This window comes from Campylobacter sp. RM9331, assembly GCF_020137685.1.
Classification (GTDB): Bacteria; Campylobacterota; Campylobacteria; order Campylobacterales; family Campylobacteraceae; genus Campylobacter_E.
In genome coordinates this window covers 19,838-42,566 of record NZ_JACGBA010000019.1, presented here as the reverse complement: position 1 = coordinate 42,566, position 22,729 = coordinate 19,838, and the positions used below count along the sequence as shown (strand labels likewise).

The window sequence follows — 22,729 nt, the reverse complement described above, 5'->3', positions numbered from 1 at the left end:
TGATAAGCTTACAATCGCAATTATTATAAGTGCAGTAGTGATTATAAAAGTAATCATATTATTATAGCTTTGTTCTTCTGTATCTTTTGATACTTTTTCTATTGAAGTTTTGCTAATTGTCTCCCAAGATAACCAAGTCATAAAATAAAGCCCACTTGCTTTATCCTTACCTGTATATGCTAGTTTTTCAGTAACTTTATTAGAATTTGAATCTTCATAAAAATATCTTATATAACCATCATTATTATCAGCACTCTTAATCATTTCTTGTATGAAATACATTCCTTTTGCGTCTTTTTCGTTAAATTTATTATTGTTTATCCAAGAAGCAGATGGGTGATAGTATATGTTTCCATCTTTATCAAACACGGTGTAATAACTATTTGCTCTACCAAATCTTACTTTAGATAAATAATCTTGTAGTTTATTTTTAAACTCACTTAAGTTATTATCATTTTTATACTCTTCATAAATAGCACCAGAATACTTCATAACACTTTCTACCAGAGCTTTAACTTGCTGCTTTTTAGCTGTTAAAATTTCATCTTCTACCGTATGTTTTGTGTAATTTACAGAGTAGTTATCATAGTATTTATGAAGTGATACTAAAACTATAGAATTAATTAAAATTCCAATGAATGAAAACAATGCAATTTTGGTTGATAGTTTCATAATTTTTCCTTGTTTGTTGATTTAGATTAAGATTTTGATTATAGGTTATATGAACTTAAAACAATATAAATTATTTGCTTGTAATTTAAATTAAAAAATTATTAAAAATATTTAAAATAAATTTAATTTTTTTTAATTTTGGATTTAGAAAAACTAAATCCAAAATATTATTTTTTTACTATTTCATTTAAGATATGTTTTTTATAGTCTTTAAAATATTTTTCTGCTTGCGGGTCTTTTACTACATCATAACAAGCAAAAGTTTTAAGTGCACTCATACCTAAAAACTCGTGAGTTTTATGAAGATTTAAGCTAACTCCATCAATACCAACACCACCAAAAAATTGCTCTTTATCAGTAAATGCTTCTTCAGGTGCATTCCAAGTCCAAGATAGCATATATTTTTTATTTTGACTAAGCCCACCAGAGCCGTATTTTTTACTAGCATCACTTCTACTTCTTCCATCACTAGCACATAATTTACCAAAAGCAGCTCCAAAAACTTTTGAAAAATATTCCCATACTATCCAAGGTGCATTCATCCAAAATCCTGGAATTTGATAAATTATAATATCAGCTCTTACATATTTTTCTACTTCTTCTAATACATCATATCCATCATCAATTATGGTTTGTTCTACATTAAAACCATTTTCTACTAAAGTATCATACGCAACTTGTTGCAAACTTGCATTTAGTCTTGCACCTGCATTAGCAAAAGCTTTAGCACCATTAACTAATAAAACATTTTTCATAATTTCTCCTTGTTTAAAAATAAAATTAGATTATAATTTTTACTTTATTTTAAGTCAATACGAACAAAATTGTTAGATACTAACCAAAAGGAGAGTAATGAAAAGAAAAAATGATTATAATAAATGTGGAATTTATTATACACTAGATTTAATTTCAGGAAAATATAAAATGAGTATTTTGTATCTTTTATCAATCAATGAGATTATAAGATACAATGAACTTAAAAGAATGCTTGTTGGAATTTCTTTTAAGAGTTTAACAAAGGCATTAAAAGAATTAGAGCAAGATGATTTAATAATACGCACCGAATATCCGCAAATCCCACCTAAGGTTGAATATAGCCTAAGCAATAAAGGAAAATCATTAATACCAATTCTTAATATGATGTGTAAATGGGGAAGCGATAATAAGAGCTAAGTTAATTAGCTCTTATTGGGTTTAATTTAAACTTATCAGTTTTTATAGGTTTAATTTTGCGATTTATTTTTCTATTTAGGCTAGGTTTTATAAAGGCTTTTCTAACATCATTTGTGATATTAGTGCCTAAGAAAAATTCTAAAATCTTAGCAAGTTCTCTTGCTTTTAGATTTAAAATATTTACTTTTATATCACAAGCGTTATTATAAAGTGGCATTCTTTTATCATAAAGCAATTTCGCCTTTTCATCAAATAATGGGCGTTTAGTATCGTGTTTAAGCCTTGTTGCGATTTTGTAAAAACTAAGGTCTAAAAACACTACAAAACCTAATTTTCTTAAATCTTGTAAATTAGCAAAACCACCGCCGCAAGAGATGATTAAATCACTTTTTGTGGCTAATTCATCTCTTAATTCTTTTTCTAAATTCCTAAAATATTCTTCTCCATAACGCTCAAAAATCTCTTTAATCTCAAGCCCAGTTCTTTGTTTGATTATGCTATCAGTATCTACTACTTCTTTTTTAATAATCTTACTAAGCCTTCTTGCAGTTGTGCTTTTACCACAGCCCATAAAACCGATTAAAACAATGTTTTTCATTTTTGCTTCATTAATTCAGCTATTAAAAATGCAAGTTCTAATGCTTGGTCTGCATTTAATCTAGGATCGCATTGGGTCTCATAGCGTCTTGCTAAATCGCTTTCGCTAACTCCTACGCTTCCGCCTAAACATTCGGTTACATTTTGTCCTGTCATTTCAAAATGAACCCCACCAGGAATTATATTATTAGCTCTTGCAATATGCCAGAAATTTTTAACTTCATCTAAAATATCATCAAATTTTCTAGTCTTATAACCATTTACGCTTTGAGTATTGCCGTGCATTGGGTCTATGCTATAGATTATATTTCTTTGCTCTTTGCTTAATTCTTTAAAGATATTTTCAAGATTTTTAATCTTACTAGCACCCATTCTAATGATTATATTTAATCTTCCTGCTTCATCTTGTGGATTTAGCTTATCAGCTAAGGCTAATATATCACTAGCACTAGCACTAGGTCCTATTTTAACACCTATTGGATTTTTAACTCCACTTAAAAAATGCACATGAGCATCATCAAGCCCACGAGTTCTCTCGCCAATCCATAGCATATGAGCTGAACAATCGTAATAAGCTCCACTTAAGCTATCTATTCTAGTAAGTGCTTCTTCATAAGGTAAAAGCAAGGCTTCGTGGCTTGTGTAGATTTTTGTTTCATGCAATCTAGCATCATTTAAGCTAGTTATTCCACAAGCCTTAAAAAAATCAAGTGCTTCTGTTAATCTTTGGGTTAAAAGTGCATATTTATCATCAATATCAGCGCGTCTTACGAAACCTAAATTCCATTTATGCACTTGGGCTAAATCAGCTAATCCACCTACGCTAAATGCACGAAGTAAATTAAGCGTAGCAGAGCTTTGCATATAAGCTTTTAGCATTTTTTTAGCTTTTGGCACTCTTGCACTTTCGCAAAACTCACAATCATTTATAATATCTCCACGATAACTTGGTAAGCTTATACCATCTTTATTCTCAAAATCAGAGCTTCTAGGCTTTGCAAATTGTCCTGCCATACGAGCTATTTTTACTACTTTTTTTGACCCACCAAATTGCAAAACTAATGCCATTTGCAAAAATAATTTAAACATATCACGGATATTATTTGCACTAAAATCATTAAAGCTTTCAGCACAATCACCACCTTGTAATAAAAACGCATCTCCTTTACAAACTGCTGCTAATTCGTTTTTTAATTCATTTGCTTCCATAGCAAATATTAAAGGTGGATACGATTTTAATTCATTTACTACATTTTCTAATTCTTCCTTGTTTTCATAGTTTGGTTGCTGAAGAGCTTTATAATTTTTATATGAATCTAGCGACCAATTCATCGTTTCTCCTTTTTTTAATTTAGTAAATTATGATTATATGAGATAAGTTTTACATTTTAAGGAAAAATTTTTATGAATTATGGATTTTTTGTAGCTTTTGTTGTTTTTGTATTTTGGGGTTTAGTGCCTATTTTTTACAAACAACTTGATACATTAGATGCCTTTGTAGTAATGTCGCATAGGATAGTTTGGTCGGTTATATTTTTAGCAATATTTTTAATAATTATAGGGCAATTTAAAAAAGCTTTACAAGAATTAAAATCTTTAAAAATGGCTTTTAATCTTTTTATTTGTGGTGCTTTAATTAGCGGAGATTGGGGTCTTTATATTTATATGGTTAATAAGAATTTAATCTTAGAAACTTCTTTAGGATATTTTTTAAGCCCTTTGTTTGGGATAATTTTTGCAAAAGTATTTTTAAAAGAAAATATGAGTAAATTAGGAATTATTAGTGTTAGTTTAGTGATTTTTGCGTGTTTATTTGAAGTAATTACTTTAGGAGCTTTACCTATATTATCAATTACTTTAGCACTCTTAGTTAATTTTTATACGATTATTCGTAAAAAAGTTTATGTAAGTAGCGTTTATGGGTTTTTCTTAGAGACATTATTAATCACTCCTTTTGCTTTAATATTTTTATTTTCTATCCCAACGAATTTAGCTCATTTTGATATTGATTATTTAGGAGTATTACTTGCGCTTAGTGGGCTTGTAACCTTGCTACCTATGTTAGGATACAATTATGCTACGCAAAAATTAAGCTTAACATTACTTTCATATATGCAATATATTTGCCCGATAATTTCTTTTTTAGTTGCTATTTTTTTATACAATGAGCCAATAAATCAACATAAATTAATATCATTTATTATAATTTTTATAGCAGTAGCTTTAAGTGTTTATGATAATGTGTTTAAAAAAGGAAATAGACTATGAATGAAGTTGGAATTTATGTAATAGGTATAATTTTTATAGTATTGTTTTTCGTAACTATTTTAAAAAAGGTTTTTAAAGAGCTTGATAAACACGGAGATTTTGTAAGAAAAGAAGAAAAAAATACAGCTAATTTTACTCAAGAAGAAGTTTTGAGCCTAATTCATAATGAAAACGAAAAATGTGCATTATTGTGCGATAATTTAGAAGAAATATTTAATAAATATGCAGATTTAATGCCTGAAAATGATAAAGAAAAAGCCTTAGCTTTAGTATCTGTTTTAAATACCATAAAGACTTTACCTAGCGATGAACTAAAAGATAAATTATTAAAACTTTTACCAGAATTTGAAGAGTGCGTTCAAAAATCTTTAGGAGATGAAAAAGCTAAAGAATTTTTTGATTTAGCAGCGTTAAAATATAATGAAATTTTTAAGGATTGAAATGAAAGAATTACTAATTAATAAGCTTTTTAAATTCTCAAATGAGCCTGTAAAATTTTTAGATTTAATAGAAGCAAATAGCCTTTATAATGAAGGAATGTTAATTGACCCAGCGAAATTACATTTTAAGTTTAATTATTTTAATACTTATTTTATATATTTTATATTGTGCTTAATCGTGCTTACACCATTAACTATTGCTACTCATTTTTTATTTGAAAAAATTGACTTTCATTTTAGTTTAATTAGTGCTGTATTTGTAACTTCTGCTATTTTTATATGTTTTGATATTTTTAAGATTTATACAAGAAAAATAGCAAGTCTTAGACAAATAAAAGCAGCGTGGCAAATACATTTATCGCATTTTGAATATGAAAAATACAACGCAATTGTTGTTGAAATTTATAATAAAGCAAATGAACTTAGCATACCTAAGACTAAATTAGAGCAATATATTTTAGAAAATCTAGTAAAAAGGGGTTAGTATGAAATTGATTAGATTTATGAAAGATAATGTAGTTTATCATGGGAATTTAGGCGATAATAATAAGGTGGGTTATTTTAAAAATTATTCTTCTTATTTTGATAGATTAGAATTGATTGAAGATGCTTTTATGCTTAGCGAAGTTAAGTTATTATCTCCAATCAAATCTCCTTATCAAGATATTATATGCTTAGGGATAAATTATTTAGAACACGCAAAAGAAAGCTATAAATTTAAAGGAATTGAGTTTGATGGCAAAAGAGAAGAAGCTGTTTATTTTGCAAAAAGAGTAAATGAGTTTTCTAATCCATTTGATATTTTAGATATTAGTGGCGAAAAATTAGATTATGAATGTGAACTTGCATTTGTACTTAGAAAAGACGCTTATAAATTAGATGATACAAGTGATTTTGATGATTATATTTTAGGATATACCATTTTAAATGATATTAGTGATAGGGCAATTCAAAATAAACATAAGCAATGGTATATGGGAAAAAGTTTAGCTAATTCTTGCCCGTTTGGTAGTTTTATAAATACAAGTCTTAGTATAAAAGACGCAAGTAATTTAAAAATAGAATGTTTTGTAAATGATGAATTAAGACAAAGTTCTAATACTAATTTATTAATTTTTGATATTCCTTATATCTTAAAAGAATTATCAAATTACACCTGTTTAAAGGCTGGAACTATCATTAGTACAGGCACTCCAAGTGGTGTTGGAATGGGCTTTAATCCACCTAAATTTTTAAAAAGTGGCGATAAGATTGAATGTAGAATAGAGCATCTTGGCTCATTAATAAATTATATAAAGTAAGGACAATATGAACGCAGCATTATTAAGTAAAAAAATAAATACAAATTATAAAACTTCAGCATTTAATATCCATAAAGATTGGGAAAATCCTTATGCACCAAAAGGAATAGTCCCAAGAATTACTAAAGAACAAGCACTTAATTTATTAAGAAATTCTGATTTAGCTACTTTAGGTCAGATTGCTTATGCAGTAAAAAATAAGCTTCATCCAAGCAAACTTACTACTTTTGTAGTAGATAGAAATATTAATTACACAAATATTTGTTTAGTTGATTGTAAATTCTGTGCTTTTTATCGTCACGCAAAGGATAGTGATAGTTATATTTTAACATACGAACAAATCGGACAAAAGATTGAAGAATTATTAGCAATTGGTGGCACTCAAATATTATTTCAAGGTGGAGTGCATCCAAAACTTGATATTACTTGGTATGAAGATTTATTAAGATATATAAGCACAAATTATCCTAGTATTACAATTCACGGCTTTAGTGCAGTTGAGATTGAATATATTGCAAAAATTAGCAAAATTAGCACTAAAGAAGTCTTAAAAAGAATGAGCGATTGTGGGCTATTTTCTATCCCTGGAGCAGGTGCAGAGATTTTAAGCGATAGAGTAAGAGATATGGTAGCACCTAGTAAATGCGATACTGCTACTTGGCTAAGAATTCATAAAGAAGCTCATGAATTAGGCTTACTTAGTAGTGCAACTATGATGTTTGGGCATGTTGAAAGCGATGAAGAAATAATTGAGCATTTAGACTATTTAAGAAATCTTCAAGATATAACAGGTGGCTTTAGGGCATTTATTTTATGGAGTTTTCAAGGTAAAAACACTAGATTAAAGGCTGAAAATCCACATTTAATGAATGCAAGTTCTAATAGATATTTAAGATTATTAGCAATTTCTAGAATATATTTAGATAATTTTGCAAACATTCAAAGCTCTTGGGTTACTCAAGGAAGTGCAGTAGGGCAACTTGCATTAAAATTTGGCGCAAATGACTTAGGCTCGACTATGATGGAAGAAAATGTTGTTGCAGCTGCAGGTGCAAAATATAGAATGAATGAACAGCAAATGATAGAATTAATCCGTGATTTAGGCGAAAATCCAGCTAAAAGAGATACAGCATATAATATTTTGGAATACTACAATGAATAATTTTGTGCATTTAAAAACCAATGATGATTTAGTATATATTAGTATTAGCTATCCTAATTATGGAAGGATTTTTCATAATGCTAATGCTATGGCAGCTGAGTTTTTTTACAATGAGAGTTTAGATGATGAGTTTTATATAAAACTAGAGCAAAGTGCAATTAATATTAGTGCTAGTGCTAATTATTTTGATTTTACATTTGATATAGTTTGTCTTAAAAAAGAGCTTGATAATTGCTTAAATGCTTTTAATAATATGCTTTTAAATACCGAAATTACTAATTTTGAATTAATCAAAAACAAAATAAAAAATTATTTTTTAATCCATATTCAAGATTATGATAATTTAGCGAAAATGAAACTATATGAGAATTATTTTAAAAATGATTTTAAGAATGATAAATTTGGCGATTTTGAAGCTTTAGATGAAAAAGAATTTAAAAACTATATTTTAAACCTTAAAAATCAAGCAAATAAGATAGTAATTAGTGCAAATTTAGATGATATTAGTAAAGTTAAAAAACTTTTAAACAATAAGCAAAGTTCTTATGAAAAATTAAAAACAAACGAGAGTTTTTACAAAGAAGAAAGCAAAGAAATATCACAAGCTTTTGTTAGGTTTATAAGCAGTGTAGAGATTAAAAGCATTTATGAAAGAGCTATTATAAGTCTTGCTATTTATGTTTTAGGCGGTGGATTTGGCTCAAGAATTACAGAAGAAATCAGAGTAAAAAGGGGCTTAGCTTATTCGGCTTTTGCGTTTTTAGTAGCGTTTAAGAAAAATTATCTTATTTCAGGCTATTTACAAACAAAAAATGAAAGCAAAAAAGAAGCTATAAAAATAGTTCAAGAAGAGTTCAAAAGATTAGTAGAATTTGGAATAAGTGAAGATGAGTTTAAAAAGGCTAAAGATTTTTTAGTAGGTAGTGAGATTTTAAAATACTCAACCACTCAAAATCGTCATAGCATTGCAAGTAGCGAGTGTTTTAGTGATTTAAAACAAGGCGAATTAAGAGAAGTTACAAAGATAATTAAAGATTTAGAGCTTAAAACTTGTAATGATTTTTTAAAAAATCAAAAAAGTATTACCGAGCTTAGTTTTTATGTAATAGGTAATAATGAATAAGGATTTAGAAAAATTATCTTGTAAAGATATAGTTGAATTAGCTCTTTTAATGCCTAAAAAATTTGATGATTTAAGATTAAATAATGAGCCTATATTAAATGAGCTAAATTGCACAAAAGTTATAATAAAATCTAAAAAACAACTACCAGGCAAAAGGCTTAGTATAATTGCGTATTCATATAATTGGGAGTGTGAATGCACTATTACTATATTTAATCTAAGACCTTTTCATAATGCACTTTTTGCTATAAATAAAGAGCTAATTATTTATGGGAAATTAGGCGATTTTGCAGGACTTTTGCAGTTTATTAATCCAAAAATCATTAAAGATAGTGGAGAAATCACTGCTAATTATTTGATAAAAGGTGTAAGTGATAAAGAGATTTGTAAGATAAAAAATAAATATTTAACTTACGAAGCTTTAAAAGAATTTAATTTATTAGATGAGCATATAAAATTGCTATTAATTATGAAAGAAAATAGCCAAGAAGCAATGAAATTGCTTAATTCAAAAGAATTAAACGAATGCTTAAAATTTGTTGAAATTTATCATCACATAAAAAGACTTAATGAAACTTATAAAAACGATACTTTATACAAAAAAATTAAAACTTTTGATATAAACAAATGGCTAAAATCTCTACCTTTTAAGCCGACAAGCGACCAGATAAATGCGATAAATGATATTAAAAATGATCTTGAAAGTATTCATCATAAAATTAGAATAGTAATGGGAGATGTTGGTTGTGGAAAAAGCTTAGTGATTTTTGCAGCAGCACTTATGTGCTATCCTAAAAAAGTGGTTTTAATGGCACCAACAAGCGTTTTAGCCCAACAACTTTATAATGAAGCTAAAAGACTTTTGCCAGGGTTTTTAAAGATATTGCATTTTGTATCTAGCAAGACTAAATTAATGCAAGATGAATTAAAAGAAGCAAATTTTGTAATAGGCACTCACGCACTTTTGTGGGCTAGTTTAGATGATGCTACTTTAGTTATGGTTGATGAGCAACAACGATTTGGGGCTAAGCAAAGAATGAAGCTTAAAGATTTAGCTACAAACAATAAAGAAAATCCGCATTATATAGAGTTTTCAGCTACACCAATACCAAGAACAACCGCATTAATTCATAGTGATATTTACAGCTATTCTTTCATAAAAGAACTACCATTTAAAAAAGAAATAGAAACAAAACTAATCACAATAGCAAATAGCAATGAATTATTTAATCACATAAAAAGCGAAAACAAACAAAATCATCAAGCGATAATAGTTTATCCTTTAATAGAAGAGAGTAAAAGCTCATCTTATAAACCACTTGAGAGTGTTATTAGCTTTTATGAGAAGAATTTTGATAAAGTTTATTATACGCACGGCAAGGATAAAGAAAAGGATAATATATTATTGCAATTTGCTGAAAATGGAAATGTATTACTAAGCACTACTATAGTAGAAGTTGGAATTTCATTGCCAAGATTAAGCATAATTGTAATCGTTGCACCAGAGCGATACGGCTTATCTACACTTCATCAACTTCGTGGAAGAGTAGGAAGAAATGGAGTTAAGAGCTATTGTTATTTGCTTAGTAAGTTTGAATTTAGTGATAGATTGATTAAATTTGCTAATACCTTAGATGGATTTAAAATAGCCGAAATTGACTTAGAAAACCGCAAAAGCGGGGATTTAATAGATGGAGATGTTCAGCACGGAATTAGCTTTAAGTATTTTGATGAGGTTTTAGATAAGGATATTTTATATAAAGCTAAGGAATATTTAAATAAGCAAAATTAGCTTATTATTATTCCTTGATTATTGAAATTAAGCTCTAATACTTTCATATTAGGAAAATTATTTTCTAGTATGGCTTTTAGTTTTTTTGCATCATCTTTATAACATAGATTAAAAAAAGTTGAACCAGAACCACTTAAATTACTCATTAAAGCACCATTTTTACGAGCTAATTCACGCACTTTAAATAATTCAGGAACAGCTTTCATTCTACGATTTTCGTGAAGCTTGTCAAAACTTGCAATCTTTAACATTTCATAATTTTTACTCATAAAAGCTGCAGTTGTAAGTGAGCTTCTGCTTATATTAAAGCTAGTATCAGCAAGGCTTAAATGCTTAGGTAAAGCCGAACGACTAACATTTGTTGAGATTTGTTTATTTGGGATACAAACTACTGCTTTAACATCACTAGAAATATCAGTTTTTATATATTTTACATTATCTTTATCAACTACCGAACAAACAAATCCACCAAGTGCTGCAGGGCTAATATTATCAGGATGATTTTCGTATATTAAGGCGTTGTTTAATATAGTATTTTTATTAACTTCAAGTCCTGCTAGATAATAAGCACTAGCAATTGCTCCTACAATTATAGAGCTAGAACTACCCAATCCACGACTTAAAGGGATATTGTTTATGAAATTAAAGCTAAATAAGTCTTTTTTACCAGTTAGCTTTATGTAAGTTTCATTAAAAATGGTAATAAATAAATTATGTTTTTTAAGATAAGGATTATCTTCACCTTCACCCTTAATAGATATTTTAAAAAAATTATTTCTTTTAATTATTGTTTCATTATAAAAGTCTAAAGCAAGTCCTAGACAATCAAATCCAGCACCTAAATTCGCACTAGTAGCGGGTGATTTTAAACATATTTCGTTTCTCATTTATATTCCTAAATAGCAGGTAAAAAATAATTTGGCAAATTACTTTCTAAGAATTTGAAATTATACTCATTTGGTATAAAAAACTCATCTTTAAAATTATCATTTTTAATTAATTTGATTTTATCATCAGCAAGGGTAAAATATAAGTTGTTATTAGCTTTTATTAAATTATTCTTTGTAAATGTAAAACCACTAATTGCTTTTAATGGTATGTTTTTAACAAGGGCAATTGTGCTTAAAAATACATAAACAATTTTTAAAGACATATATGAGCCTGGTCCATTAGCATAGGCTAATTCGCTAAAATTATATTTATTTAATAGTTCTTGCATAATTTTTGGCAAATCTTCACTGGTTTTATTTATGATTTTGATTTCTTCTTTTAACAAATTATTATCATCATATATTCCAATGAGATTTGCCATAGGCACTACTAAAAGTTTAATGTGAATGCCTTTAATAAATCTTTGTTTGTATCATCACTAAGAGTTACTAATTCATAAGAATTTGGATTGTTTAGCAATTCAAGAGTTAGTTTATGATTTAAATCGTGGCTACTTGCGTAAGCTTTATAGTTAGCAAAAGTTGCTTTACCTAACATATATAAATCACCAATCGCATCAAGGATTTTATGTCTTACAAATTCATTGCTAAATCTTAATCCTTCAGGATTTAATATGCCATTATCATCTAAAACAACAGCGTTTTCTAAACTACCACCTAATGCTAATCCTTTTGATTTTAAATACTCAACATCTTTTAAAAACCCAAAAGTCCTAGCACTTGCAATTTCATTTATGAAATTTTGTTTATTAGCCTTGTAAATATAGTTTTGAGTATTAATTGATGGGTGCTTAAAGTTTATAGTAAAATCATAAGTAGGAGCATTTGTAGGACTAAGACTTGCAAATTTATCTCCTTCTTGAACTTTTATTTCTTTTTTAACAACAAATATTTGTTTTTTAGCGTCAAGTTGTTTAATACCTGCTTCATCAAGCATAGCACAAAAACCAGCCGCTGAACCATCTAAAACAGGTGCTTCATTTGCATCAATACTTATTAATAAATTATCAATTCCATAAGAGCTAACAGCACTCATTAAATGCTCAATTGTAGATATATAACCATCTTTATCTCCAATTACCGTAGCCATTTGAGTATTGATTACGCTTTTATAATTTGCTTCGTAAAATTTATTAATATCTGTTCTATGAAATACCACTCCACTATTAGCACCTAGTGGGCTAAATTTTATCTTAATAGCACTACCTTTATGTAGTCCAATTCCAACATTTGTTACTTCTTTAGCTATTGTAGTTTGTAACATTTTTTTCCCTTATTTTTTGTTTATAACTTCTTTTGCTTTTTTGATAATTCCAAATATATTATCATTAAGCCACTTAGTATCCATCCACTCTTCTGGTCTTACCTCAACACCTTGAACCAAAACACCAAAATGTAAATGATCCCCTAATGCTAAACCACTTGTTCCTGTATTAGCTATAGTGCTTTTAGCATTAACTATATCGCCAATTTCTACATTTTTTTTAGTGCAGTGTCCATATAAAGTATAAAGACCTAAACCATGATCAATTATTAAATTCAATCCATAAATTCCATTATCTTGTGCGAAAACTATTTTACCATCATTTCCTAACACAATAGGTGCCATTTTTGTACTTGCTAAATCAAGTCCCATATGATAGCTTTCACTAATTTGATTTCCATTATATTTGTAATATCTATGGTCGCCAAAATCTGCAACTTTCATACCATTTTTTAGTGGTAAAAACGCATTTAGCTTAAAATCAGTTACTAATTCATTGCTTACTACTTGTGTAACTTTATGAATTAATTTTTCATTTTCTTGTCTTAATTTCGCATTCACAAAGTCAAATATTAAAGCTCTATCGCTTAAAGAATTATCAGAATTTGCTTCATACAAATCTCTAATTTTACCATCAATAAAAGCGTCTCCTACTTCAATATGTGAAACTCTATATTTTTTATTTGAGTAATAATATGGAATTCTTTCTTTAATTATATTATTTGCTTTATCTTTTGCAACAATTCTAGCTTCAAATTCATCTCCATCTCTTAAGTCCCAAGCAATTAAAGCTATGTAATAATCATCTTTCATAAAAGGAGCAACTTTGAAAATTCTATTATTAACTTCTATATATAAATCAGTTAGATTATCATCTTGTGCGTAAAATACAACGCTAGCAGCACCGCCTTGAGTTATATTGTATGAATTAGCTATTACGCTTACTTGAGGTTTTTTATTATCTACTATAACATTAATTATTTTTTCGCTTACATTTCCACCAAACCAATTCCACAAACTTTTATCATTAGCTTTAATATATATTGTGTATTTATCTAATTTTTCATTAAATTTTGGTTTTGGAAGGTCTAATTCAACATTAAATTCTTTACCATTTAAAGTCTTATTTATTAATATATTTTTTGTTTCTTCGTTATCTTTACTAAATTCAACTTTTAAATTTTTTAGTCCTAAATTATCTTCAACTTTTAAATTTATTTTATCTCTAGCATTCCAATAAATTGTATCTTCTTGGTTGTTGTCTAAAGAAATATTAGGAGCAATTCTTTCAAAAGTATTTGAAAAAGCAATAAAACTTGCCAATACAACAACTATAATTATTGAAAAAAATATTGTTATTTTTGTTTTTTTATTTCTATTTCTCATTTTAACTCCTTATATTTTACTTATTTTTTCTTTATATGAATTAAGAGCATTTTGCTTTATCATATTTTGTAATTTTTGTTTGTTTTCTTCAAAATAACTTTCAAAATTCTCTTCAGTTTGATTAGGTGCATCAAGCCAAATATTTGTATTTCCTATTATTAATTTATATCTTGAATTTTCATAATCAATAACTATGAATTTGTTATCTTTATCAAGTTGTTTTTCGCAAATTACTACGGCTTGATTTTCATTAATATTTAAAAAACTAGCAACTTTTTGCTTAGAATTTAAATTAGATATTTTACCTTTTTTTGCAAGTTGTCTTTTTACAAATATTAATACTAAAACCAATATTGCTAAAACACCTATCATTGAATACAATTTACTATCTATATTATTATCTTCTGCATATTTTATTTCATTATTTTGCACTTGGTTTGTGGTTTTTGGCATAACTCTAATTCTAAGTCCAAAACCATCATCTTTTGTAAGTGCAGGAATGACATTTATTTTTTCTTTTGTTTTAAATTCTAAAACCGTGCTTTCGCCTAATGGATACATTAATAATTGTTCTGCGTAAGGCATATTTAATATTTGAGAATTTCTTTCAGAAATTTTAACATTATTTAATACCACGCCTACATAATCGCTTCCACTTAATATTCTAATATCTCCATCTTTTGCGTTATATGGAGAATCAAAGCTTAGCATAACATCAATCCTATCATCTCTTTTATAAATATTATAATTTATGATATTGTTTGCAAAAAGATTTAAACTAATTAGTAGTAAGATTATTTTTTTCATCACAACTCTTTTTTAAAATATTGAATAACGGTTTTTGAGCTTAGTATTTCATTTATACGAATTGCTAAATTTCTTTCATAAACCATTACTTCGCCTTTACCAAAAATTCTATTATTTACATAAAGTTCTACACTCTCACCTGCTGGTTTTTCTAAATCAATAACAGAGCCAATTCCAAGTTCTAAAAATTCTCTAACGCTAAGTTGTGTAGTTCCTAACTCACTTATAAAATCTACGCTAACATCTAGCAATTCTTCATAAGTTGCATTTAGAATTCTAGTAGGTTGCTCTTGTGTTTGCATTATTTTTTCTTCTCTACTATACCAACGCAAAAGGTATTATTTTCTAATTTATAAAAAAACTCATGAGTAAAGCCTAATTTAAAATCACTTACCCTTCCTAAATATTCAGGCACACTAATTGAATAATCATCATAAGCATCAGCTAATAATCTTTTTGCATAACCTATGATTTGATTTGCTACTTCTTTACATAAATCACAATAATCATCTTCACTCATCTTATCATCATCGCCTAATAATCTTGAAGCAAGAGCTTGTAAGCTTTCTTTTTTAAATATTAAATAACAAAATAATTCTTTTACATTATCTCCTAAACAAATACTAGCACCATAATATTCAGCTTCATCTAAAGAATTTGTGGTTTCTAATTTACTTCTTAAAATATGTTTAAAAAAATGTTTAACTGAATAATCAATTGTATCAAGCATTAATCTTTCCTTAAATAAGTTTTAATTATTATAAGAAAGAAAAGTGTAAGCTAAGTTAATTAAGATTACGCCTTAGGAGTTTTTTATGATAGAAGAATATACATTACTTACTTATATTATTTTTATTTTAGATGGGCTTTTAGTTGGTTTTACTGCAGGACTTTTTGCAATAGGTGGCGGAACTGCTGTTGTGCCTATTATGACAACTTTTGTTGGGTATTCACCTAAGATTGCTGTTGGAATTAGCGTTATGCAAATGGTTTTTTCATCTTTTTATAATTCGTATTTAAATTATAAAAAAGGCACATTGCAAGTAAAAAATGCTTTATATCCTGCTTTAGGTGGTTTAGTTGGTGGTTTTAGCGTTGGTTTTATTATGAAATTTGCAAGCAATTTAATGATTGCTTATATTATTTGTTTTTTAATTATTTGGGCTATTGTTAAACTTTATTTTACTCCTGCAAATCCAATTGAACCTGAAAAGAATTCAAAATTATTGCAATTTTTCGTAGGTTTAATAATAGGTGCAATTGCTACAAGTGGTGGGATAGGTGGTGGAGCATTACTTACGCCTGCTTTAGTTGCAATTTGTAATTTTAATATCAAAAAAGCTGCTTCATTTAGCGGTCTTTTTGTAGCTTTTGCTGGAAGTGCTGCTTTTGTTTCTATGGCAATTACAAATCATGTTGATTATACTGCTGGTGCAATAATTGCTATTTCAAGTTTGCCTGGAGTTTGGGTTGGTAATTGGCTGTTTCATAAAATTAGCAATAATACGCAAAAAAAACTTTTCATAGGATTTTTATTATTTGTATTGACCTTATCAATAATAGAAGTTCTAAAACAACACGGAGTATTTAATGAATAATGAAATTCAAGTTATAAACGCAAGTGAAAATAACTTAAAAAATATAAACCTAACACTACCTAAAAATAAATTAATAGTTTTTACAGGGCTTAGTGGTAGTGGAAAATCAACTTTAGCTTTTGATACGCTTTATGCAGAAGGACAACGCCGTTATATAGAAAGCCTTAGTGCTTATGCTAGGCAATTTTTAGATAAATTTAGAAAACCAAATGTAGAAAAAATAGAAGGCTTAACCCCTGCTATTGCAATTGATCAAAAATCAACTAGCAAAAACCCACGCTCAACCGTTGGAACAATTACTGAAATATATGATTATTTAAGACTTTTGTATTCAAAAATCGGAGTTCAGCATTGTCATAAATGTGGAGAAAAAATCAATAAAATGGATACAGAAGATATAATAAACGAAATGGCAAAATTTAGCGAAAAAGCAATGATTTTAGCTCCTTTAGTAAAAGAAAAAAAAGGCACATTCGCACCACTTCTTGAAAGCCTAAAAGCTCAAGGTTTTATAAATATTTTAATAAACGGCACACTAACACGCCTAGATGAGCCAATAGAATTAGCTAAAACTAAAAAGCATACTATTAAATTAGTAGTTGATAGGCTAAGAATTAGTGATGATAATAAAAGTCGTTTAGCTCAAGCTGTTGAAAAAGCTTTAAGTTTAAGTTATGGTGAGTGTGAGTTAGAATTATTAGAAAGTAATAAAAATATTCATTATTCGCTTCATAATGCTTGTTTTAAATGCAAAATTTCATTTAATAAACTTGAGCCTTTAAGCTTTTCATTTAATAGCCCTAAAGGAGCTTGTTCTTTATGTGATGGTTTAGGCATTAGAATGAGTATTGACCAAGAAAAAATTATAAATTATGAAAGAAGTATAGAAGATGGTGCAGTTCGCACTATGATGGGTTTTAATAAAAGTTACTATTCAAAGTTACTTTTAGCATTTTGCGAAGCAGAAAAAATCCCTACAAATAAGCCTTATGAAGAATTAAGTGAATATCAAAAAAAGCTTATTTTATACGGAAGTGCTACGGAATTTAGCTTTTTATGGAATAAACATAATATCAAAAAAACTTTTGATGGAGCTATTAAGATAAGTTATGAAATCTTAAAAGATGATAAAGATTTTAACGAATACATAACAGAAAAAACCTGTCCATCTTGTAAAGGCTTTAGACTAAACGAGCAAAGCTTAGCTGTGTTAGTAAATGGTAAAAGTATAGCAGAAGTTATTAGCACACCTATTGAAGAGATTTGCGAATTTTTTAAAATAGAGAATTTTAATAATTTAAATAAGCAAGATTATGAAATATCTTATCCTATTATTAAAGAAATTAATGAAAGATTATTTTTCTTAAATGATGTTGGCTTGGGGTATTTAACACTAGGTAGAGATGCAAGGACAATTAGTGGTGGAGAAGCTCAAAGAATTAGGATTGCTTCTCAAATTGGAAGTGGATTAAGCGGGGTTTTATATGTATTAGATGAGCCTAGCATAGGTCTTCACGAAAGAGATACGCAAAAACTAATAAATACTCTAAAAAGCTTGCAGGCTAAAGGAAATACTCTAATAGTAGTAGAGCACGATAGAAAGACAATTGAGAGTGCTGATGTAATCGTTGAGATTGGACCTAGGGCTGGAACTAGTGGTGGGGAGATTATCTTTAATGGCACTTATAAAGAATTGCTTAAAAGCAAATGTGAAACTGCATTGTATATAAATCGCAAAAAAGACATAGACCTTTATAAGGCTAGAAAGAGTGATGAATATTTAGAATTAAGTGGAATTAATCAAAACAATATAAAGGATTTAAGTGTTAAATTCCCACTTAGGAATTTAGTTTGTGTAACAGGAGTAAGCGGTAGTGGTAAAAGCTCATTAATGCTGCATTCACTTCTACCAATTGCAAGAGCAAATCTAAATAGAGCAAAAGCAGTAATTAATGATATTACATACAAAGGTCTTGATAAATTAGACAAAGTAATTTTCCTAGATCAAAGTCCAATAGGAAAAACTCCAAGAAGCAATCCAGCAACATATACAGGGCTTATGGATGAGATTAGGAATTTATTTGCAAATGTTCCTGAAGCACAGATTAGAGGATATAAAATCGGTCGCTTTAGCTTCAATGTTGCAGGTGGAAGGTGTGAAAAATGTAGCGGAGAAGGTGAGCTTAAAATCTCTATGCACTTTTTACCTGATGTAAATATTACTTGTGATGCTTGTGGGGGTAAAAGATACAACCATCAAACATTAGAGATTAAATATAAAGACAAAAATATAGCTGATATTTTAGAAATGAGTGTAGCAGAAGCTTATGAGTTTTTTGCAAAACACCCTAAGATTAAGCAAAAATTAAAGACCTTAATGGATGTAGGGCTTGATTATATAACCTTAGGTCAAAACGCTACAACCTTAAGTGGTGGTGAAGCTCAAAGGATAAAAATTTCTAAAGAATTAAGCAGAAGTGATACAGGAAATACACTTTATTTACTTGATGAACCAACTACGGGGCTTCATTTTGCAGATACTCAAAAATTAGTAAAAGTGTTGCAGCATTTAGTAGATGCTGGAAATAGTGTTTTTGTAATTGAGCATAATTTAGACTTAATCAAAAACGCTGATTATATTATAGATATGGGTCCTGAAGGTGGTTTTAGGGGTGGTAAGATAATTGCGACAGGTAATCCATTAGAACTTGCTAAAAAATATGCTGATAAAAGCTATACAGCAAAGTTTTTGGCACAAGAATTTAAAGAAATGAAAAAGGAGTTAAAATGATAGAAGAGATTAAAAAACTCTCAAGCGAGTTTATAGAGATTAGAAAATGTATTCACGAAAATCCTGAACTAGGATTAAAAGAATTTAAAACAGCAAAGTTAGTTGCGAACAAATTAAGAGAATTTGGCATAGAAGTTTATGAAAATATAGGCGTAACAGGAGTTGTTGGGGTTTTAAAGAAAGGTAATTCAAATAAAAGTATAGCTTTAAGAGCTGATATGGATGCACTTGTAATAAACGAAGCTAGTGGAGTAAGCTATGCTTCTAAGAATGAAGGTTTAATGCACGCTTGTGGGCATGATGGACATACGGCGAGTTTATTATTAGCGGCTAAATATTTAAGCAAGAGTGAATTTGATGGCACTATTAATTTTGTCTTTCAACCTGCTGAAGAAGGTAGAGGCGGTGCTAAAGCTATGATTGATGATAATTTATTTACTAGATTTAAGAGTGATTTTATATTTGGTTATCACAATATCCCAAGCAAAACTAATAAATTATTTTGTCTTAAGCGTGGAGCTATGATGGCAGGAGCTGACGCACTTAGGGTAAATATTAGTGGAGTTGGTGGGCATGGTAGTGCACCTGAGAAGGCTAGTGATGTAATGGGTGCGATGGCTCATTTTATAACCCAAGCGGGATTTATAACTGCTAGAAATATAGCAGCTAAAAATCAAGCTGTTATAACATTTGGAGCAGCTCTAAGTGGAAATGAAACTAGCTTTAATATCTTACAAGATAAGGCATTATTACTTGCTAATATTAGAACCTTTAATAATGATGATAGAAAGACGATAATAGAGCAATTAAACAATATTGCTAAATCTTGCGAGTTGCTTTTTAAGGTAAAAGTTGAGCTTGAGTTTATTCAAATAGGAGCAGCTACAATTAATGATGATGAAGCGCAAAAATTAGCTTTTGGTGTAGCGTGTGAATTATTTGGAGAGCAAAATTGTGATGAATTTCACGAGCCATTAATGGGTAGTGAAGATTTTTCTTTTATGTTAGAGCATTGCAAAGGTGCTTATGCCTTTATTTTAAATAAGAATGATTATTATCTACATGACCCTAGATATATTTATGATGATGATACTTTAGTTAATGCTGCTGCATTTTATTCAGGAGTATGTTTAAAATACTTAAAATAATTTCATTTAGGAATTTTAATTTATAAAATTCCTAACAATTTTGTATTGATATAAAAATCTTTATGTTTTTAATAATGAAAAATTTATTAAAAAGTTATGTAACCTTAGTAAATACTAGTTATATTTTAATAATACTAGATATGGAATTTTAAAGTACTTTTGTTTTACAAGATAGATTTTGTGTATTGTAGAAAATAAAGCAAAGATAGAATAAATTGAAAGTAAAATATGCTTTTAATACAATATACAAATTATAAGTTATTAGGTTTATAAAAATATTTAAGGAATTAATCTAATTCCTTAAATCATTAAAACTTATAATTAAAGCTGATTTTGTAGTCCCTTCCTGCTTCCCAGTCAGCACTTTTAGCCCCGCCATAGCTTCTTTTGTAATGTGAATAATAAAGCTTATTAAAAATATTATTAATGCTAAAGCCTATATCAAAATTTTTAAATACTTCATATTGCATATATAAATCGTGCTTTGCGTATGATGGTTTTATGTAATTACTATCTTTAATACTTTTTGAAGTGAAATAAATCAAATCATAGCCTATTAATAAATTATTATATAAATATTCAATATTTAATGTATATTTATCTCCTGGGTCACTATATGCTAAGGCATATCCTTGTCTTACTAGAGTATCGTTATTTTCATTAGTTCTTACTCTTGAATATGATAATCTTGATTTAAAATCTTTATATGTTAGTTCAGCTAATAAATCTACTCCATATACATTGTATTTTCCGCCGTTTAGCCTAGTATAAAAACTACCGCTTTCTCCTATTCTTTTGGTTTCTTCTCTTATTAAACTATCATAATATCTATCATAATACTTAGCATTAGCTCTTACATAAAGCTCATTAAAATCTTTTTTATAATCTATGCCTAACTCATAACCATAGCCTTTTTGTGTTTTTAAATCTTCATTAGTTCTTAATTTATTTGCTCTATTTTCACGCAAAATTATCATCTCAAGTGGTTCAGCACCTTTAAAAAGCTTTGTATATCCTGCATAGATTTGTAATTCAGGCAATACATTATATTCAAGCTTTATAGCAGGTGTAAAACTCTTAAAATTGTGCTTAATTCTGCTTTGATTTTGATTAGCAATTGTATTGAGTTTGTAATTATCAAACCTAAGTCCCGTTGTTAAAGCTAAATCATAAAAACTTATTTTATCTTCTAAAAATATAGAATAATTTTGAGCTATATCATCATCAGCAGCTTTAAAAACTTCATTAATGCTACTATTTAAACTAAGGTTATATTTATAATAATTATCTTTAACAAAACTTCTTGTATTAAAATACTCAAAACCATAAAACAATTCGTGAGTAAAAGTATCAAACTCTATTTTGCTTTTATTATTTAGATATACGCCAAAAGTCTTAACACCACCCTTTAAATACTCTAAAACCTTTTCTTTTGATGCGTTTGTTTGTATCCAATCATCTAAAGTTAGGGTTCTGTTGGTGTAATAAGTTTTAAAATTTAGATTTATAAGCTCATTTAAATCGTAATTATAATCAATTACAGCGGTATTTCTTTGCATTTTTTGTTTGATTAAATCAAAACCCCTTGTCCCTGCTAAAACCAAATTGCCTTTATCATAATAATCATAAGCAACACTTCCAGCCCACTCAGGCACTAAAGGATAATCGCCTTTATAATAAACGCTCTCATAACTAATGTTTAAATTATGCTCATCTTTTAAAAATCCGCCCTTAGTAAAATAGCTAAGATTATTACCTTTTCCGCCACTTTCGTGCTTTAAAGCGTCTTTGCTAAAGCTATGATTTTTATGATTTACATATGCTAATAAATGAAAACCATTATCTAATTTACCATAAGTCATAATGCTTTTTTGCCATTCTTTATTGTTACTTGCAAAAGATGTTTTTATCTTAGCTCCTAAGTTTTGCTTATCTTCTAAAAGATCAATTGCACTAAGGGTATTAAACTTTACCGCCCCAGCTAAAGCACCTGAATTATTAGCCACACTTAATATACTCGTATCAATATTAATTGCTTTTAAAATATCAAGGTCGATTACTAAATCAGCTGCGTGATGCCAGTTATTACCGCTTTCTCTTGCTCCGTCTATGCTAATATTAACAGCTCTATCGCTCATACCACGCATAAAAATTTTTTGATTTAAATTATTAGTTCCACCCATAAATACTGATGGTATTTCTCGTAAAATATCTCTTGTACTTGTTGTATTTTTGTTCTGAATTTTAATATTATCTA

General features: G+C 28.4%; 23 protein-coding genes. 11 read left to right on the top strand and 12 right to left on the bottom strand.

From position 1 onward, the window contains the following. Together AVBRAN9331_RS07820 and AVBRAN9331_RS07815 are read right to left on the bottom strand one after the other, a co-directional pair. On the bottom strand, positions 1-672 hold a 672-nt coding region (locus AVBRAN9331_RS07820), incomplete at its 3' end, for a cache domain-containing protein (RefSeq protein ID WP_336612748.1). A 167-nt stretch (positions 673-839) separates the two neighbouring features. Further along, on the bottom strand, positions 840-1,427 hold the full coding sequence (locus AVBRAN9331_RS07815) for an NAD(P)H-dependent oxidoreductase (protein WP_336612747.1): 588 nt from the start codon (positions 1,425-1,427) through the stop codon (positions 840-842). Positions 1,428-1,524: 97 nt separating this feature from the next. Here AVBRAN9331_RS07815 and AVBRAN9331_RS07810 point away from each other — a divergent pair, with 97 nt between their 5' ends. Continuing rightward, positions 1,525-1,845 carry a winged helix-turn-helix transcriptional regulator gene (locus tag AVBRAN9331_RS07810; RefSeq protein ID WP_336612746.1) on the top strand — a complete coding sequence of 107 codons (321 nt, stop codon included), beginning with the start codon at positions 1,525-1,527 and terminating at the stop codon, positions 1,843-1,845. Position 1,846: 1 nt separating this feature from the next. Here the strand turns inward: AVBRAN9331_RS07810 and AVBRAN9331_RS07805 are convergent, their stop codons facing one another. Continuing rightward, on the bottom strand, positions 1,847-2,443 hold the full coding sequence (locus tag AVBRAN9331_RS07805; protein WP_336612745.1) for a shikimate kinase: 597 nt from the start codon (positions 2,441-2,443) through the stop codon (positions 1,847-1,849). Continuing rightward, entirely contained in the window at positions 2,440-3,774 is a 1,335-nt protein-coding gene (locus tag AVBRAN9331_RS07800; protein WP_214119911.1) for a class II 3-deoxy-7-phosphoheptulonate synthase, read from the bottom strand. The genes AVBRAN9331_RS07805 and AVBRAN9331_RS07800 overlap by 4 nt, the downstream gene beginning before the upstream one ends. Positions 3,775-3,846: 72 nt before the next feature. Here AVBRAN9331_RS07800 and rarD point away from each other — a divergent pair, with 72 nt between their 5' ends. The 7 genes from rarD to recG are packed head-to-tail and all read left to right on the top strand — an operon-like array spanning position 3,847 to position 10,528. Next, a complete protein-coding gene (rarD, locus tag AVBRAN9331_RS07795; RefSeq protein ID WP_336612744.1) occupies positions 3,847-4,710 on the top strand; it encodes an EamA family transporter RarD in 864 nt (287 codons plus the stop codon). Further along, entirely contained in the window at positions 4,707-5,150 is a 444-nt protein-coding gene (locus tag AVBRAN9331_RS07790) for a hypothetical protein (RefSeq protein WP_336612743.1), read from the top strand. Before rarD ends, AVBRAN9331_RS07790 begins: the two co-directional genes overlap by 4 nt. A gap of 1 nt (position 5,151) precedes the next feature. Beyond that, positions 5,152-5,634 carry a hypothetical protein gene (locus AVBRAN9331_RS07785; RefSeq protein ID WP_214118144.1) on the top strand — a complete coding sequence of 161 codons (483 nt, stop codon included), beginning with the start codon at positions 5,152-5,154 and terminating at the stop codon, positions 5,632-5,634. A gap of 1 nt (position 5,635) precedes the next feature. Beyond that, positions 5,636-6,451 (top strand): fumarylacetoacetate hydrolase family protein, encoded by an 816-nt coding sequence (locus AVBRAN9331_RS07780; protein WP_336612742.1) that lies wholly within the window; start codon positions 5,636-5,638, stop codon positions 6,449-6,451. 7 nt (positions 6,452-6,458) lie between these two features. After that, a complete protein-coding gene (locus AVBRAN9331_RS07775) occupies positions 6,459-7,613 on the top strand; it encodes a dehypoxanthine futalosine cyclase (protein WP_214118140.1) in 1,155 nt (384 codons plus the stop codon). Further along, the gene (locus AVBRAN9331_RS07770; protein ID WP_336612741.1) at positions 7,606-8,736 is read left to right on the top strand and encodes a M16 family metallopeptidase; all 1,131 of its coding nucleotides are present in this window, start codon (positions 7,606-7,608) and stop codon (positions 8,734-8,736) included. Before AVBRAN9331_RS07775 ends, AVBRAN9331_RS07770 begins: the two co-directional genes overlap by 8 nt. Next, complete coding sequence (gene recG, locus AVBRAN9331_RS07765; protein ID WP_214118136.1) at positions 8,729-10,528, top strand: ATP-dependent DNA helicase RecG; 1,800 nt, start codon at positions 8,729-8,731, stop codon at positions 10,526-10,528. Before AVBRAN9331_RS07770 ends, recG begins: the two co-directional genes overlap by 8 nt. On the opposite strand, the gene thrB is transcribed toward recG, so the two are convergent. From thrB to AVBRAN9331_RS07730, 7 genes are read right to left on the bottom strand one after another with little or no spacing between them, the layout of a single operon-like run. Further along, entirely contained in the window at positions 10,525-11,415 is an 891-nt protein-coding gene (gene thrB, locus AVBRAN9331_RS07760; protein ID WP_442862297.1) for a homoserine kinase, read from the bottom strand. The two genes, recG and thrB, sit on opposite strands and share 4 nt — an antisense overlap. A gap of 8 nt (positions 11,416-11,423) precedes the next feature. Beyond that, a complete protein-coding gene (locus AVBRAN9331_RS07755) occupies positions 11,424-11,840 on the bottom strand; it encodes a tRNA threonylcarbamoyladenosine biosynthesis protein TsaB (protein ID WP_214119905.1) in 417 nt (138 codons plus the stop codon). An 8-nt stretch (positions 11,841-11,848) separates the two neighbouring features. Next, positions 11,849-12,742 carry a UDP-3-O-acyl-N-acetylglucosamine deacetylase gene (lpxC, locus tag AVBRAN9331_RS07750; protein WP_214119904.1) on the bottom strand — a complete coding sequence of 298 codons (894 nt, stop codon included), beginning with the start codon at positions 12,740-12,742 and terminating at the stop codon, positions 11,849-11,851. Positions 12,743-12,751: 9 nt separating this feature from the next. Further along, positions 12,752-14,128, bottom strand: coding sequence for a M23 family metallopeptidase (locus AVBRAN9331_RS07745; RefSeq protein ID WP_214118130.1), 1,377 nt, complete (start codon positions 14,126-14,128; stop codon positions 12,752-12,754). Positions 14,129-14,137: 9 nt separating this feature from the next. Next, on the bottom strand, positions 14,138-14,935 hold the full coding sequence (locus AVBRAN9331_RS07740; RefSeq protein ID WP_214118128.1) for a hypothetical protein: 798 nt from the start codon (positions 14,933-14,935) through the stop codon (positions 14,138-14,140). Then, on the bottom strand, positions 14,935-15,237 hold the full coding sequence (fliN, locus tag AVBRAN9331_RS07735) for a flagellar motor switch protein FliN (RefSeq protein WP_214118125.1): 303 nt from the start codon (positions 15,235-15,237) through the stop codon (positions 14,935-14,937). The genes AVBRAN9331_RS07740 and fliN overlap by 1 nt, the downstream gene beginning before the upstream one ends. Beyond that, a complete protein-coding gene (locus tag AVBRAN9331_RS07730; RefSeq protein ID WP_214118123.1) occupies positions 15,237-15,665 on the bottom strand; it encodes a chemotaxis protein CheX in 429 nt (142 codons plus the stop codon). Before AVBRAN9331_RS07730 ends, fliN begins: the two co-directional genes overlap by 1 nt. Before the next feature lie 85 nt (positions 15,666-15,750). On the opposite strand from AVBRAN9331_RS07730, the gene AVBRAN9331_RS07725 reads away from it, so the two are divergent. Genes AVBRAN9331_RS07725 through AVBRAN9331_RS07715 form a run of 3 tightly spaced genes read left to right on the top strand, consistent with a single transcriptional unit; the run spans position 15,751 to position 20,472 of the window. Continuing rightward, positions 15,751-16,533, top strand: a complete 783-nt coding sequence (locus AVBRAN9331_RS07725; RefSeq protein WP_214118121.1) for a sulfite exporter TauE/SafE family protein — start codon at positions 15,751-15,753, stop codon at positions 16,531-16,533. Next, on the top strand, positions 16,526-19,324 hold the full coding sequence (gene uvrA, locus AVBRAN9331_RS07720) for an excinuclease ABC subunit UvrA (RefSeq protein ID WP_336612740.1): 2,799 nt from the start codon (positions 16,526-16,528) through the stop codon (positions 19,322-19,324). The genes AVBRAN9331_RS07725 and uvrA overlap by 8 nt, the downstream gene beginning before the upstream one ends. Next, complete coding sequence (locus AVBRAN9331_RS07715) at positions 19,321-20,472, top strand: M20 metallopeptidase family protein (protein ID WP_336612739.1); 1,152 nt, start codon at positions 19,321-19,323, stop codon at positions 20,470-20,472. Before uvrA ends, AVBRAN9331_RS07715 begins: the two co-directional genes overlap by 4 nt. A gap of 308 nt (positions 20,473-20,780) precedes the next feature. Here the strand turns inward: AVBRAN9331_RS07715 and AVBRAN9331_RS07710 are convergent, their stop codons facing one another. Next, positions 20,781-22,721, bottom strand: a complete 1,941-nt coding sequence (locus AVBRAN9331_RS07710; RefSeq protein ID WP_336612749.1) for a TonB-dependent receptor — start codon at positions 22,719-22,721, stop codon at positions 20,781-20,783. Positions 22,722-22,729: the final 8 nt, after the last annotated feature.